At 74.8% G+C, this 13,766-nt stretch carries 12 protein-coding genes; 5 read left to right on the forward strand and 7 right to left on the reverse strand.

Translation table 11 applies throughout. The features are described from left to right. The first annotated feature begins 36 nt into the window (after positions 1–36). From ACF1AL_RS04510 to ACF1AL_RS04525, 4 genes are all read left to right on the forward strand, one after another. A complete protein-coding gene (locus ACF1AL_RS04510) occupies positions 37–1,869 on the forward strand; it encodes a glycoside hydrolase family 15 protein (RefSeq protein ID WP_391778920.1) in 1,833 nt (610 codons plus the stop codon). Positions 1,870–1,912: 43 nt separating this feature from the next. Continuing rightward, positions 1,913–2,479: a class I SAM-dependent methyltransferase gene (locus ACF1AL_RS04515; protein ID WP_391778921.1), complete on the forward strand. Its 567-nt coding sequence runs from the start codon at positions 1,913–1,915 to the stop codon at positions 2,477–2,479. A gap of 157 nt (positions 2,480–2,636) precedes the next feature. Beyond that, positions 2,637–3,482, forward strand: coding sequence for a proteasome subunit beta (prcB, locus tag ACF1AL_RS04520; RefSeq protein WP_391778922.1), 846 nt, complete (start codon positions 2,637–2,639; stop codon positions 3,480–3,482). Positions 3,483–3,572: 90 nt separating this feature from the next. Continuing rightward, entirely contained in the window at positions 3,573–4,028 is a 456-nt protein-coding gene (locus tag ACF1AL_RS04525) for an archease (RefSeq protein WP_391778923.1), read from the forward strand. Between the two features lie 24 nt (positions 4,029–4,052). Here ACF1AL_RS04525 and ACF1AL_RS04530 read toward each other — a convergent pair whose 3' ends face one another. The 4 genes from ACF1AL_RS04530 to polX all read right to left on the reverse strand — a co-directional run bounded on the left by ACF1AL_RS04530 (position 4,053) and on the right by polX (position 7,845). Next, the gene (locus tag ACF1AL_RS04530) at positions 4,053–4,496 is read right to left on the reverse strand and encodes a TIGR03668 family PPOX class F420-dependent oxidoreductase (RefSeq protein WP_391696908.1); all 444 of its coding nucleotides are present in this window, start codon (positions 4,494–4,496) and stop codon (positions 4,053–4,055) included. Between the two features lies 1 nt (position 4,497). Continuing rightward, on the reverse strand, positions 4,498–5,367 hold the full coding sequence (locus ACF1AL_RS04535) for a universal stress protein (RefSeq protein WP_391778924.1): 870 nt from the start codon (positions 5,365–5,367) through the stop codon (positions 4,498–4,500). Beyond that, entirely contained in the window at positions 5,364–6,011 is a 648-nt protein-coding gene (locus ACF1AL_RS04540) for a phosphoribosyltransferase family protein (protein ID WP_366839960.1), read from the reverse strand. The genes ACF1AL_RS04535 and ACF1AL_RS04540 overlap by 4 nt, the downstream gene beginning before the upstream one ends. Before the next feature lie 94 nt (positions 6,012–6,105). Next, a complete protein-coding gene (gene polX, locus ACF1AL_RS04545) occupies positions 6,106–7,845 on the reverse strand; it encodes a DNA polymerase/3'-5' exonuclease PolX (protein WP_391778925.1) in 1,740 nt (579 codons plus the stop codon). Between the two features lie 72 nt (positions 7,846–7,917). Between polX and ACF1AL_RS04550 the strand changes: the two genes are divergently transcribed. Then, positions 7,918–8,226: a hypothetical protein gene (locus ACF1AL_RS04550; RefSeq protein ID WP_386419460.1), complete on the forward strand. Its 309-nt coding sequence runs from the start codon at positions 7,918–7,920 to the stop codon at positions 8,224–8,226. 125 nt (positions 8,227–8,351) lie between these two features. Here ACF1AL_RS04550 and ACF1AL_RS04555 read toward each other — a convergent pair whose 3' ends face one another. The 3 genes from ACF1AL_RS04555 to ACF1AL_RS04565 form a co-directional block, all read right to left on the reverse strand. Continuing rightward, positions 8,352–11,441 (reverse strand): SpoIIE family protein phosphatase, encoded by a 3,090-nt coding sequence (locus ACF1AL_RS04555; RefSeq protein WP_391778926.1) that lies wholly within the window; start codon positions 11,439–11,441, stop codon positions 8,352–8,354. A 178-nt stretch (positions 11,442–11,619) separates the two neighbouring features. Then, the gene (locus ACF1AL_RS04560) at positions 11,620–12,819 is read right to left on the reverse strand and encodes a cytochrome P450 (RefSeq protein ID WP_391778927.1); all 1,200 of its coding nucleotides are present in this window, start codon (positions 12,817–12,819) and stop codon (positions 11,620–11,622) included. Further along, entirely contained in the window at positions 12,816–13,550 is a 735-nt protein-coding gene (locus ACF1AL_RS04565; RefSeq protein ID WP_391778928.1) for a tRNA-dependent cyclodipeptide synthase, read from the reverse strand. Before ACF1AL_RS04565 ends, ACF1AL_RS04560 begins: the two co-directional genes overlap by 4 nt. Positions 13,551–13,766: the final 216 nt, after the last annotated feature.

Below are 13,766 nucleotides of genomic sequence, written 5' to 3' on the forward strand. Positions count from 1 at the left end.
GGAAGCCGCCCCGCGGGCGGGGCCAGGGAGGCTGTGATGGCCGAGGCAGCGGACGACGGCGTGCGACCGGGCCGCGGATACCTGCCGGTCGCCGACCACGGGCTGATCGGCGATCTGCGCAGCGTCGCCCTCGTCGGGACGGACGGCACCATCGACTGGTACTGCTGCCCCTCCTTCGACGCGCCGAGCGTCTTCGCCGCGATCCTGGACGCCGAACGCGGCGGCTGCTTCGAGCTGGCGGCGACCGGCGCGGCGCGCACCAAGCAGTTCTACTTCCCCGACACCAACGTCCTGATCACCCGCTTCTTCACCGAGGACGGCGTCGGCGAGGTGCAGGACTTCATGCCGGTGGGCACCGGGCGGGTGGAGACCGCGCGGCACCGGCTGATCCGGCGGGTGCTGTGCGTGCGCGGCACCGTGCCGTTCCGCGCCCGGGTGGCCCCGCGCTTCGACTACGGCGCCCGCCCGCACACCCTGCGGCTGACCGGCGACACCGCCCTGTTCGCCTCCGACGGGCTCTCCCTCGCCCTGACCTCGACCGCCCCGCTGGCGGCGGACGGCGAGGACGTGCGCAGCGAGTTCAAGCTGGCCGAGGGCGAGTCGGCGGTGTTCGCGCTGGACGAGGTCGGCGGTGAGGTGGCGCCGCGCCGGTGCGCGAGCCGGGAGGCCGAGGAGCAGTTCGCGGCGACGGTGGCGTACTGGCGCCGCTGGCTGTCCTCCTCCCGCTACCGCGGGCGCTGGCGCGAGATGGTGCACCGCTCGGCGCTCACCCTGAAGCTGCTCACCTACGCGCCGACCGGGGCGATCGTGGCCGCGCCGACCACCAGCCTGCCCGAGCGGCTCGGCGGCGAGCGCAACTGGGACTACCGCTATGTGTGGGTGCGCGACGCCGCGTTCTGCGTGTACGCGCTGCTGCGGCTCGGCTTCAGCGAGGAGGCCGAGGCGTTCATGGACTTCGTCACCCGGCACATCAGCCCCGGCGACCGCAAGAGCGCCGGACCGTTGCAGATCATGTACGGCATCGACGGCCGCACCGACCTCCCCGAGCGCGAACTCACCCATCTGGAGGGTCACTTCGGCTCGGCCCCGGTCCGGGTCGGCAACGCCGCGGCCGACCAGCTCCAGCTCGACATCTACGGGGCGCTGATCGACTCGATCTACCTCTACGACAAGTGGGCCAAGCCGATCTCCAGCGACCAGTGGGACGACGTGTGCGCGCTGGTCGACTGGGTGTGCGCGCACTGGGACCAGCCCGACGAGGGGATCTGGGAGACGCGCGGCGGCCGCCGCAGCTTCCTGTACTCGCGGCTGATGTGCTGGGTGGCGATCGAGCGGGCCATCCGCATGGCGCACCGGCGCGGGCTGCCCGCCGACCTCAACCACTGGCGCGCGTCCCGGGACACCATCTACCGCCGGATCATGGACCGCGGCTGGTCCGCGGCGCGCGGGGCGTTCGTGCAGCACGAGGACGGTGACGTGCTGGACGCGGCGGTGCTGATGATGCCGCTGAGCAAGTTCATCGCGCCGACCGACCCCAAGTGGCTGTCCACGCTGGACGCCCTCACCCGGGACCTGGTCTCCGACTCCCTGGTCTACCGCTACGACCCGCAGGCCAGCCCGGACGGGCTGCGCGGCGAGGAGGGCACCTTCTCGATCTGCTCCTTCTGGTACGTCGAGGCGCTGGTGCACGCCGGCCGGCTGGACGAGGCCCGCCTCGCCTTCGAGAAGATGCTGACCTACGCCAACCACCTGGGCCTGTACGCCGAGGAGATCGGCCAGACCGGTGAGCAGCAGGGCAACTTCCCGCAGGCGTTCACGCACCTCGCGCTGATCAGCGCGGCGTTCAACCTGGACCGGGCCCTCGGCTGACGGCCTGGACCGGGAACCCGGCCAACGGAAGGGAGCTGCGCACATGACGGACGGGACCGCGTCGATGCCGGCGGACCACTGGGAGCCGGTGTGGCAGTCGGGCCGCCGCTACCGCACGATCGACGACCACGAGGTGCGGACGCTGCGCCGGCAGGCCGGCCTCGGGGCGGGACGGCCGGCCCTGGACATCGGCTGCGGCCCGGGCGAGCTGGCGGCCCGGGTGCACCGGCTCGGCTACCGGGTCACGGCCGTCGACTGCGCACCCACCGCGGTCGCGGCGGCCCGCCGGCGCCACCCCGAACTGGACGTGCGCGAGCTGGACTTCACCACCCACGACCTGACCGGTCTGCCGGATCCGGCGTACGCGCTGATCACCTGCCGTCTGGTCTTCCGCTGGATCCCCGACAAGCCGGCCTTCCTCGCCCGGGTCCGCGCCCTCCTCGCGCCGGGCGGCGTCTTCTGGGTCGGCACCTCGATCAACGACCCGTCCCGGGGCGCGCCGCATCCGTGGGAGCTCACCCCCGCCGACGCCGAACTCCTCACCGCCGACTGGTCCCGCGTCGACACCGAGGACCTGAACGGCTATCAGTGCCTGGCCCTGCGGCCCTGACCCACCTGTCTCGCCGCCACCATCCCCGCAGTGTCCCGGGTGGAGTCCCCCGGCCTCACCGGGCGGCGCGGCATGTCCGCCCCGCGCGCCGGGTAGGGTGCGACGCACACGGGGGCATCGCCCTCCGCCCGTCCGGCACGCGACAGGAAGGAACGCCATGAGCGCCCACCCGAGCACCGACGGCGGACTGCCGCCCTCCTTCATCGCCGCCGAGACCTCGTCCTTCGTGGACTTCCTCGCCGCGCAGGCACCCGACCTGCTGCCCGGCAGACGCGAACTGCCGGTGGCGCGGGACGGCTTCGAGGCCCCGCACGGCACGACGATCGTCGCCGCCACCTACGCCGACGGCGTGCTCGTCGCGGGCGACCGCCGGGTGACGATGGGCAACGTCATCGCGCACCGCGAGTACGAGAAGGTCTTCCCGGCGGACGAGCACTCGGCGGTCGCCTTCGCCGGCACGGCGGGCCTGGCGGTGGAGCTGGTCCGGCTGTTCCAGCTGGAGCTGGAGCACTACGAGAAGATCGAGGGCACGCCGCTCTCCCTGGTCGGCAAGGCGAACCGGCTGACCACGATGGTGCGCGGCAACCTCGGGATGGCCATGCAGGGCCTGGCCGTGGTTCCGATCTTCGCGGGCTACGACCTGGACCGCGGCGTGGGCCGCATCTTCGGCTACGACGTCACCGGCGGGCGTACCGAGGAGCGGGGCTTCACCGCGACCGGCTCCGGCTCGGTGTACGCGCGGGGCGCGCTGAAGAAGCTGTACCGGGAGGGCATGGCGGAGACGGACATCGTCACGGCGGCCGTGCAGGCGCTGTACGACGCCGCCGACGACGACTCCGCGACCGGCGGCCCGGACCTGACCCGGCGGCTGTTCCCGCTGGTCGCGCTGGTCACCGAGGACGGCTACCGGCGGCTGCCGGAGGCGGAGGTCGCCGCGATCGCCCGGGAGGTCGTCGAGCGCCGCGGGCAGAGCCCGAACGGGCCGCAGGCACCGCTTCTGTGATCGCCTTCGGACCGGAACCGGCCCGGGGCGGGCGCACGTTCGCCCCGGTCGGTCCGTGTGCCGGGCCGACGAGCGGGGCACCCGGGGTGCATGGCCGGGGAGACGGGTGACGACGGGCTGACGCGCGGGCAGGGGGCGTGCGGTCACCGCAGGGTGGCGCACCTCGCCGACGTGCGGATCGAGGCGTGGGGTGCGAGCCGGGAGGACTGCCTGGCGCAGGCGGTCCTCGGGATGGTGGAGTGCTTCGCGGACGTGTCGCGGGTGCGGCCCACGGCGGTGGAGCGGCTGCGGGTGGCCGGCACGGGTGACGACGACCTGCTGGCGGCGCTGCTGGAGGAGGTCGCGTACCGGATGGAGGTGTACGGCCGGGTGCCGGTGGACGTGGAGGCGGACGCGGAGGACGACGAGCTGGACGTACGCCTCGCCCTGGCCGAACTCGCGGACGTGGCGACCCCCGGGGCACTCCCGCCGGAGGTGTCCTGGCACCGGCTGCACCTCGCGCCGGGGCCGTACGGGTGGTCGTGCTCGGTGACCCTCGACACCTGAGCGCCCCGCCGGGTTCCGGGGGTTTCAGGGGGCGGCGCGCCAGCCGGTCCAGGCGGCCACGGTGACCACGACGACCGGCCCGTGCGGCGGACGGGCCGCGTACTGGGCGTACTTGTCCCGCAGGAGGGCGATGCCGGCCGCGTGTTCCTCGCGCACCGCCGGGTCGCCCGCGCCGGGCGGCAGGACGCGGGCGGTGCCGTCGGCGCGCACCCACCACAGGCGGTCCCAGTCCTCGTCGTAGACGTCGGCGAGCAGGCTGACCGCCGGGTGGGCGGCGATGTTGCGCAGCCGTTTGAGCCGCAGCGTGTCCTTGGGCTTGTGGTCGACGGCCGTGACGACCCGGTCGCCGTCGGCGGCGAACACGACGGGCACCAGGTGCGGCCGGCCGCCGGTGTCCACGGTGGCGAGCCGGGCGACGCGGGCGCCGGCGAACCGCCGCCGGGCCTCCTCCTCGTCGAGCGCCGGCACCTCACGTCTCCTCGGGCGGCGCCGCCGTGGGCAGCACGGCGACCGGGCACTCGGCGTGGTGCAGCACCGCGTGCACCACGCTGCCCAGGCGCAGCGCGAACCGTCCGGCGGGCGCCTGCCGGGCGACGACGACCAGGCCGGCCCGCGCGGAGGCGTCCACGAGGGCGGCCGCCGGGGCGCCGATGACCAGCTCGGTGTCGATCTGGACCTGCGGATACTCGGCGATCGGCCGGGCCGCGTGCTCCAGCAGGCGGGCGTGGACGCGTTCCTCGTCGTCCACCTGGCCGGTGTCGGGCACCGTCCGGCCGACCCGGCCGTGCGGCACCCAGGCGTGCAGGATCCGCACGCCCACCCCGCGCAGCCGGGCCTCGGCGAGCGCGAACCGTACGGCGTCCGCGTCCCGTTCGTCGCGGACGCCGACGACGACGCCGTGCGCGGCCTTCTCGGTGTGGCCGCGCGCCACGACGACGGGCCGGTCCGCGTGCGCGGCGGTGCGCAGGCTCACCGAGCCCAGCAGCAGCCCGGAGAAGCCGCCGCGGCCGCGGGTGCCGACGACGACCAGGCCGGCGTCCCGGGCGGCGTCGATGAGCGCCTCGGCGGGCTGTTCGTGGGCGAGTGCGGTCTCCAGGGGCACGCCGGGATGCGCGGCGGCGATCCGGGCCACGGCGTCGTCGAGGACGGAGGCGGCCGCGTCCAGGACGCGCGCGTCGGCGCCGTCGCCCGCCGGGCTGCCCGGGCCGACGGCGTGCAGCAGGCGCAGCCCGGTGCCGCGCAGACGTGCCTCGGTGGCGGCCCAGTCGGCGGCGAGCCAGGCCTCGGAGGTGTCGTCCACCCCGACGAGCACCGTGCGGGGCGGCGGGGCGGCGGTCATGCCCGTCCCTCCCGCAGCGCGTCGAGCACGTCGTCGTCGCTGAGCTGCTCGAAGTCCTCGTACCACAGGCCGACGGCACGGAAGTCGGCCGGCCGGTGCAGGCACACCACCTCGTCGGCCTCGCGGGAGAGCAGGTCGGCGGACTCGGGGGCGGCCACGGGCACGGCCAGGACGACCCGCTCGGGGCGCTGCCGGCGGGCCCAGCGCACGGCGGCCCGCGCGGTGGCGCCGGTGGCGAGCCCGTCGTCGACGAGGATCACGGTGTGCCCGGCCAGGTCGAGGGCGGGGCGGCCGCGCCGGTAGAGGCGTTCGCGGCGGCGCAGTTCGGCGCGTTCGCGTTCCACGGTGGCGGCCAGGTCGTCGTGGCTGAGGCCCATCCGCCGCAGCGCCCACTCGTCGAACAGCGGAGGGTCGTCGCCGGCGAGCGCCCCCACGCCGAGTTCCTCCTGGAAGGGCGCGCCGATCTTGCGGGCGACGAGCACGTCGAGCGGGGCGTCCAGCGCGCGGGCCACCTCGCGGGCCACGGGGACGCCGCCGCGGGGCAGGGCGAGGACGAGGGGGTGGGGCAGGGCGCCTTTGTCCTGCCGGACACGCAGCTGCTCGGCCAGTTCCCGGCCGGCCTGGGTGCGGTCACGAAACTCCATGCGCTCTGCGTCTCCCTTCCCGCCTTCGCCGGGCTGCGGCGTGCGGCCGGGACGGCGGCCGGGTACCCGGCGCCCGGTGTGCGCACACGCCGGGTCAGCGTCGTGGCCGGCCCTGCCGCAGGAACCGCCGCAGCCGGGCCGGTGGCCAGGTGTTGATGACGTCCTCCTCGGTGAGCCAGCCGCGCTGGGCCGTGCCGATGCCGTAGCGCATGTTGGCCAGGTGCAGGGTGGAGTGGGCGTCGCTGTTCACGGCGAACTTCACGCCGTGCCGCTTGGCCCGGGCGATGTCCTCGTCGCGCAGGTCGAGCCGGTCGGGGTGGGCGTTGATCTCCAGCGCGGTGCCGGTGCGGGCGCAGGCGGCGAAGACCGCGTCGAGGTCGGCGTCGACGCCGGGACGCTTGCCGATGAGACGGGTGGTGGGGTGGCCGATGATGTCGACGTACGGGTTCTCGCAGGCCCGCACGAGCCGCCGCGTCATGGTGGCGCGGTCCTGGGTGAAGTGCGAGTGCACGGAGGCCACGCACAGGTCGAATCCGGCCAGGAAGTCCGCGGGCCAGTCCACCTCGCCGTCGGGTCCGATGTTCAGCTCGGCGCCGTGCAGCAGCCGCATGCCGCGGCCCGCGCCGAACGCCCCGTCGAGTTCCCGGACCCGTTCGCGCTGGGCGAGCATCCGCTCGTCCGTCATGCGCTGCATCGCCATGTCGGGGCCGTGGTCGGTGATCGCGTAGTAGGCGTAGCCGCGGGCGGCGGCCGCGGCCACCATCTCCTCCAGCGGGGCGAGCCCGTCGGTGAGGTCGGTGTGGGTGTGCAGGTCGCCCCGCAGGTCGGCCTCGGTGACCAGGTCGGGCAGTTCGCCGCGCAGCCCGGCCTCGATCTCGCCGCGGTCCTCGCGCAGGGTCGGCGGGATCCAGGGCAGGCCGAGCCGGGCGTAGACGTCCTCCTCGGTCTCCGAGACGATCTTCTCTCCGCTCTCGGCGTCGAACAGCCCGTACTCGGACAGCTTGAGCTTGTGGTGCACGGCCCGTTCGCGGGTGCGGATGTTGTGCGCCTTGGAGCCGGTGAAGTACTGCAGGGCCGCGCCCCAGGAGTCGGGCGGCACCACCCGCAGGTCGACGGCGAGCCCCCGGGTGGTGCGGACGGAGGTCTTGGTGGTGCCCCGGGCGACGACCTCGGCGACGTAGGGCAGCTCGGTGAACGCCTTCATCAGCGGGCCGGAGTCCTCGGCGGCGGCGAGCACGTCGAGGTCGCCGACGGTCTCCTTGACCCGGCGCAGCGAGCCGGCGTAGCCGCAGCGGCGGCAGCCGGTCGTCCCGGAGAGGGCGGCCACGACGTCGTCGGCGAGGTCGAGGGCGACGTCGAGCAGGACGCGGTCGCCGGCGGACCGCAGCAGTTCGATGCCGTGCAGGATGTTCTGCTCGGTCTTCGGGCCGAAGCCCTTCAGATCGCGCAGGCGTTCACCGTGGATCGCGTCGGTGAGCTCCTCGACGGAGGAGATGCCCAGTTCCTCGTAGAGCACCAGGGCCTTCTTCGGGCCGAGGGTGGGGATCGCGGTCAGCCGCCGCACGCCGGCCGGGATGCGGGCGCGCAGTTCCTCCACGGCGGAGACGGAACCGGTGCGGAAGTACTCGGTGATCTTCTCGGCGATGGACCGGCCGACGTTGGGGATCTCCTGGAGCCCCTTGCCGTCCAGGCCCGCCACGTCGGCGTGGTGGCCGCCGATCGCGCGGGCAGCCTTCTCGTAGACACGTGCCCGGAACGCGTCTCCCCCGGTGATCGAGATCAGGTCCGCGTACTCCTGGAACAGCGCGGCGACCTCGTCGTTGGAACGAGCCACCCCTCCAGGGTAGGTGCGGTACGCGTCGTCGGCAGGGGGTACCCGCGAGGGTGCACCCCCTCCTTCCGGGAGATGACTCGCATGCTGCTGCTCGGACTTCTCCTGCTCGCGGCCACGGTCGCGTTCACCGTGCTGGCGATCGCCGGGAACATGGACGGCGGACCGCAGTACTCCGTGTCCGTGCTCGGGCACCACATCGCCACGATGAACGGGCTGGCGCTGTTCAGCTCGGGCCTGGCGCTGGCGCTGATCGCCTGTCTGGCGCTGGCGATGATGCGCGGCGGCGCGCTCCACCACCGGCACCGGGCGGCCCGCGTACGCGACCGGGACGAGACGACGTCGCTGGACGAGATGATGCGCCGGCCGCACCGGCCCGCGTGAGCGCCCCGCGGCTCCCCGTCATCCCTGCGTCCGCTCGCCTGATCGTCCCGCGGCTCCCCTCATCCCTGCACCGGCCCGCCTGAGCGCCCCGCGCCGCGCTGCTCTCCCTGATACCGGCGCGGGGCTCAGCGGGACGGCAGGCGCTGTTCCGTCCAGATGATCTTTCCCTCCGCCGTGTGGCGGGTGCCCCAGCGGTCGGTGAGCCGGGCGACGAGGAACAGGCCCCGGCCGCCCTCGTCCTCGTTGCGGGCGCGGCGCAGCCGCGGTGAGGTGGCGGCGCCGTCGGAGACCTCGCAGATCAGCGCGCGGTCGCGGAGCAGCCGCAGCCGGACGGGACCGGCGGCGTGCCGGATCGCGTTGGTGACGAGTTCGCTGACCACGAGTTCGGTGGTGAACGCGAGGTCGTCCAGGCCCCAGGCGGCGAGCCGGCCGGTGGCCGCGGTGCGGGCCCGGGAGACGACGGCGGGATCGGCGGGCAGGTCCCATTCGGCGACCTGGTCGGGGCCGAGGACCCGGGTGCGGGCGACGAGGAGGGCCACGTCGTCGCTGGGCCTGCTGGGCAGCATCGCGTCCAGCACCGCCTCGCAGATCTCCTCCGGCGCCCTGCCGGGACGTGCCAGGACGCGGCGCAGTCGCTCCAGGCCGGCGTCGATGTCGCGGTTGCGGTCCTCGATCAGTCCGTCGGTGTACAGCACGAGGCTGCTGCCCTCGGCCAGCTCCAGCTCGGTGGTCTCGAACGGCATGCCCCCGAGCCCGAGGGGCGGCCCGGAGGGCAGGTCGACGAACTCGACCGTGCCGTCGGGACCGGCCACCGCGGGCAGGGGGTGCCCGGCGCGGGTGAGGGTGCAGCGCCGGGACACCGGATCGTAGACGGCGAACAGGCAGGTGGCGCCGACGATCCCGGAGTCGGGGGCGTTCTCGGCGGCCCAGCCCTCGCCGTGGTCGAGCCGGACGACGAGGTCGTCGAGGTGGGTGAGCAGGTCCTCGGGCGACAGGTCGAGGGCGCAGAAGTTGTGCACGGCGGTGCGCAGCCGGCCCATGGTGGCGGCGGCGTGCAGACCGTGCCCGACGACGTCGCCGACGACGAGGGCGACGCGTGCGCCGGAGAGCGGGATGACGTCGAACCAGTCGCCGCCGACGCCGGCCTGCGCGGGCAGATAGCGGTAGGCGGCCTCGACGGCGCTCTGGTCGGGGCGGCCGCGCGGCAGCAGGCTGCGCTGCAGGGTGAGCGCGGTGGTGTGCTCGCGGGTGAAGCGGCGGGCGTTGTCGACGCAGATCGCGGCCCGGGCGGCCAGCTCCTGGGCGAGGGAGAGGTCGTCGTCCTCGAACGGCTCCGGCCGCTCGCACCGGTGGAAGGCGACCACGCCGAGGGTCGCGCCACGGGCCCGCAGCGGCACCGTGATCAGCGAGTGCCCGCCCGGCTCCGGCCCCCGGCCGGCGAGGACGGGTTCCAGCACGCCCTGCCGGTCCTCCAGGCAGCGCGCCTGCGGAGAGCCCTGCGCGTACCGGACGGTGGCGCCGACCCCGTGCGGCAGCGGTTTGTCGCCGACGGCGTGCACGGCCACCCGGCGCAGCTCGGTGTCCGCGTCGAACGGCTCCGGCTCGTCGCCGCGCAGCACGGCGTCGGGCAGGTCGACGACGGTGACGTCGGCGAAGCCGGGGACGGTGACCTCGGCCAGTTCGCGGGCGGTGCGGGTGACGTCGAGGGTGCTGCCGATCCGGTTGCCGGCCTCGTGCAGCAGCTCCAGCCGGCGGCGGGCGAGCACGGCCAGCCGCCCGACGCCGGGCTCGCCGACGAGCAGTGGCCAGATGTGGGCGTGCGCGTCGGCGGCGCCCCGGGCCTCGGCCACGACGGCGGCGGCCCGCTCGGCACCCTGCGCGGCGTTGACGGCGCGGAGTTCGGAGGGGGTGGCGGAGGTGCGGGGGGCCGCCGCCGCGGGCGCGGCCGCCTCGGAGACGTCGGCCGCCCGAGATTCCTTCGTGGTCCCGGCCGCCCGTGCCTCGTTCCCCGTCCCGGCCGCCCGTGCCTCGTCCCCCGTTCCCGCCGGCTGTCCCTCGGTCACCGTCGCCCCTGCCGGGCGCTCCCCGTCAGGCGGCCGGGGGCCTGCGCCCGCACCCGGCAGGGGTGGCCGTACCGCCCCGTCGGGCGCGGTGGTCGGCGGTACGGCGGTGGTCGGTGGGGCCGCAGGCGCCGGTGCGGCGGTCGCAGGCGGGGCGGTCGTCGGCGGTACGGCGCTAGGCGGGCGTACGGCGTCCGGCTCGGGGGCGGCGGCGAGGGGCCGCAGCCGGGGTCCGCCGTGGACCCGGGCCTCGACGACCGCGCCGGTCTCCCCCGCCGCCCCGGTGACCTCGCGGCGCAGCAGCGTGGCGATCCGGCCGCCGGACAGCAGCACCTGGTCGAGGGTGCGGTGCGGGTCGGCGATCAGTTCCTCGGCCTTCTCCCGCAGCAGGGCCATGTCGCCCGCGCCGAGGCCGGCACCGTCGGCGGACCCCGGCGGTCCAGACGGTCCCGGCGGTCCTGGCGCGTGCGGGCCGTCGCCGTCGAGGCCGGGGCGCCCGGCGCTCCGGTAGGCGGCGAGCAGGGCCCGCTCCCGCGCGGTGGCCAGCTCCAGCAGCCGTGCCTCGATGGCCCGCACGGCCTCCCTGACCAGCCGCAGCATCGCGGGGTCGCCGTCGCCGCGCAGGCAGGTGAGGTCGAGGACGGCCTCGACGCGCCCGCTGAGGGGGTCGCGCACGGGCGCCCCCGCGCAGGCGAACGGCTGGAGGCAGTCGGCGAAGTGCTCGCGCCCTGCGACGTAGAACGGGCCGCGCCCGGCGAGCGCCGTCCCGACGCCGTTGGTGCCCGCGGCCGGCTCGGAGGCGTCGAAGCCCGGCGCGAACCGCACCTCGTCGAGCCGGTCGCGCAGCCGCCGGTCGCCGCCGAGCCGCTGGACGATGCGGCCGTGCGCGTCGCACAGCACGACGGTGGTGTCCGCCTCGGCGAGCGAGGCGACGAGGTGGCGCAGCACCGGATCGGCCGCGAGCAGGAACCGTTCGTCCAGGCTCAGGTCCGGGGTGTAGGAGATGAGCAGCTGGTGCGGTTCGAGCCCGGCCGACCGGCAGCGCTTCCACGACTCCAGCACCGGGCCGCGCACGTGCGCGTCCACCCGCGCCCCGGCCAGGAACCGTTCGTGCGCGTGGAAGAGTCCGCCGATGTCGTCCCAGGCGACGGCCAAGGGAGATCACTTCCCTCGCCCGGATGCGACCCCGCCGCGCACCGCCGTTCGGCCGCGACTGGGGGCGACTCCTCCGGGCAGGACAACCCTAGGCTCTGTGTGACCGGCACCACAATGCCGGTGCCGGGTGCCCTGCGGCGGGCCGGCCGCCCCGCGTCCGGGGCCGGCCGGCGCTCGGCTACCAGGCAACGGGCAGCCGCTCCGGAATGCGCTTCATGAACCCCGTCCGCCACACCAGTTGCGCCGCCGGCACGGCGAGCGCCAGCCGCGGCAGCCGCGCGGTGAGCACCTCCAGGGCGATCTGGGCGTGCCGGCGGCCGAGCGCGGTGGCGGGGCAGTAGTGGGAGCCGCCGCCGAAGGAGAGATGGTCGGCGGCGTTGGCACGCCCGACGTCGAAGACGTGCGGGTCGGGGAAGCGTTCGGGATCGAAGTTGGCGCCTTCGACGAGCACCAGCACCAGTTCGCCCGCGCGGACCCGCACGTCGCCGACGACGACGTCCTCCAGGGCGATGCGCGGCAGCGCGTCCCCGATGGAGAGGTTGACCCGCAGCAGCTCCTCGACGGCCGCGCCGGTCAGTTCGGGCCGCTCGCGCAGCAGGGTCCACAGCTCGGGGTGGGTGAGCAGATGGACCAGTGCCATGGCGAGGAAGCCGGAGGTGGAGACGACTCCGGCGCCGAACAGGGTGACGCCGACGGTGGCGAGCAGTTCGTCGGTCAGGTGCGCGTGGTCCGGGTCGTCCCGCAGGGCCGCCAGCTCCGCCATCAGCCCGCCGGTCGCCGGGTCGTCGAGCAGGCGGGTCATCCGGGCGATGTCCCGGTCCCAGTTGATCTTCGCGCCGGTGACCGGGCACGGGGAGTTCATGAACGCGATGTCGAGGCTGCGCAGGAACGCGGGGGCCTCGGTCTGCGGGACGCCGAGGATGCGGCAGTGCATCCCGGCGGAGTACGGCTCGCAGAACGCGCCGCGCAGGTCGGCGGTCGGCCCCTCGGCCTCCAGGGCGTCGACCAGGCGATGGGCCTCGCGGCGCATCCACTCCTCCAGCCCGGGCGCCTTGGGGTTGAGCGCCTTCATCACCGCGCGGCGCAGTCCGGCGCCGGTGATGTTGCCCATGTTGTTCACGACCTCGGGCGGGATCGTCAGGGCGTACTGCCGGGGCGCGCCGGGGGCGGAGGTGTCCTTCAGGGAGAACCGGCCGTCGGTGAGGACCTGCCGGCACAGCCGGTAGGACGACACCAGCCAGGCCTCGTCGCCGGCGATGGTGCGCACCCGGGTCACCGGGGTCGTCTCGCGCAGCGCGGCGACCTCCTCGGGGATGCGGGTGCCGTCCCAGGAGAAGGGGAAGTCGAGCAGATGCGGGGTCTGGACGCTGGTGGTCACGCGGCGGCTCCTTCGGCGGTGCGGGTTCCGGCCGGGTCGGCGGCGGCCGGGGTGACGACGGCGTGGCCCTGGTTGCGGGAGGCGCGCAGTCCGGCGCCGCGCGCGTAGAGCAGTTCGGCCATGGGCAGCAGCTGGTGGTAGCAGTTCAGCGAGGACGGCACGCCGAGGATCGCCGGGGTGTCGAGGAAGAGCGGGGCCTCCGCGCAGACGTACCGCAGGCACACGGCGCGCTGCCGTTCGTCCGCCGTCTCGCCGCGGGCGGTGAGGAAGCGGCTGACGAGCGCGTCGCACACGGCGAGGAAGTCGTCGTCGGTGCCGAGGCGGTGGACGAGCTGCCGGTGCAGGTCGCGGTAGGCGTCGTTGGCCCGGAACGCCGACATGGGCTGCCAGCGCAGCCGTATGCCGTCCGGGTCGGCCGCCGTCACCGCGTCCCGCACCTTGGCGCGCACGCCCCGCAGGTTCTTCACCGCCTTGCGGCGGGCGTCCTCGGGGGTGTAGCCGCAGGCTTCGTACATCTCGGCGACGTGGAGGTCGGTGTAGACGAAGTCGACGCGTTCGAACCGGGCCAGTCCCCAGCGGGCGAGGTCGTGCAGCCGCCCGGCGGAGAAGTAGCTGTTGCCGGGGGACACACCGATGACGGCGTGGGCGCCCTCGTCGTGGATGACCCGGCAGTGCGGGGTGTAGGGCTGGACCTGGAAGACGTCGGCCATCAGCACGGGTGCTGTGGTCAAGGAGTGATCCTCCGCCGCGTGCGAGTCCCAGCAGGGCCCTGTGCCCCGGGTGTGGCGACGCGGCGCCCACACACTATGCGCGGTGGGACGGACACGGTATGTCACCGGCGAGTTTGGCCGAAAGTTTTCGTAGCAACACCTCAACCCCTGAAGCAGAGCGGCGTATTCGAGCCATCCGGGGCGGAGGTCGGCATCGGCGGCAGGCGCGGAAGGCTC

Source organism: Streptomyces sp. NPDC014801 (assembly GCF_043082085.1).
Taxonomy (GTDB): Bacteria; Actinomycetota; Actinomycetes; order Streptomycetales; family Streptomycetaceae; genus Streptomyces.

Excerpts from the sequence above, each read along its gene's own strand:
- ACF1AL_RS04510 (WP_391778920.1), top strand. The coding sequence starts at position 37 with ATGGCCGAGGCAGCGGACGACGGCGTGCGACCGGGCCGCGGATACCTG.
- ACF1AL_RS04515 (WP_391778921.1), top strand. The coding sequence starts at position 1,913 with ATGACGGACGGGACCGCGTCGATGCCGGCGGACCACTGGGAGCCGGTG.
- prcB (WP_391778922.1), top strand. The coding sequence starts at position 2,637 with ATGAGCGCCCACCCGAGCACCGACGGCGGACTGCCGCCCTCCTTCATC.
- ACF1AL_RS04525 (WP_391778923.1), top strand. The coding sequence starts at position 3,573 with ATGGCCGGGGAGACGGGTGACGACGGGCTGACGCGCGGGCAGGGGGCG.
- ACF1AL_RS04535 (WP_391778924.1), bottom strand. The coding sequence starts at position 5,367 with ATGACCGCCGCCCCGCCGCCCCGCACGGTGCTCGTCGGGGTGGACGAC.
- ACF1AL_RS04540 (WP_366839960.1), bottom strand. The coding sequence starts at position 6,011 with ATGGAGTTTCGTGACCGCACCCAGGCCGGCCGGGAACTGGCCGAGCAG.
- ACF1AL_RS04550 (WP_386419460.1), top strand. The coding sequence starts at position 7,918 with ATGACTCGCATGCTGCTGCTCGGACTTCTCCTGCTCGCGGCCACGGTC.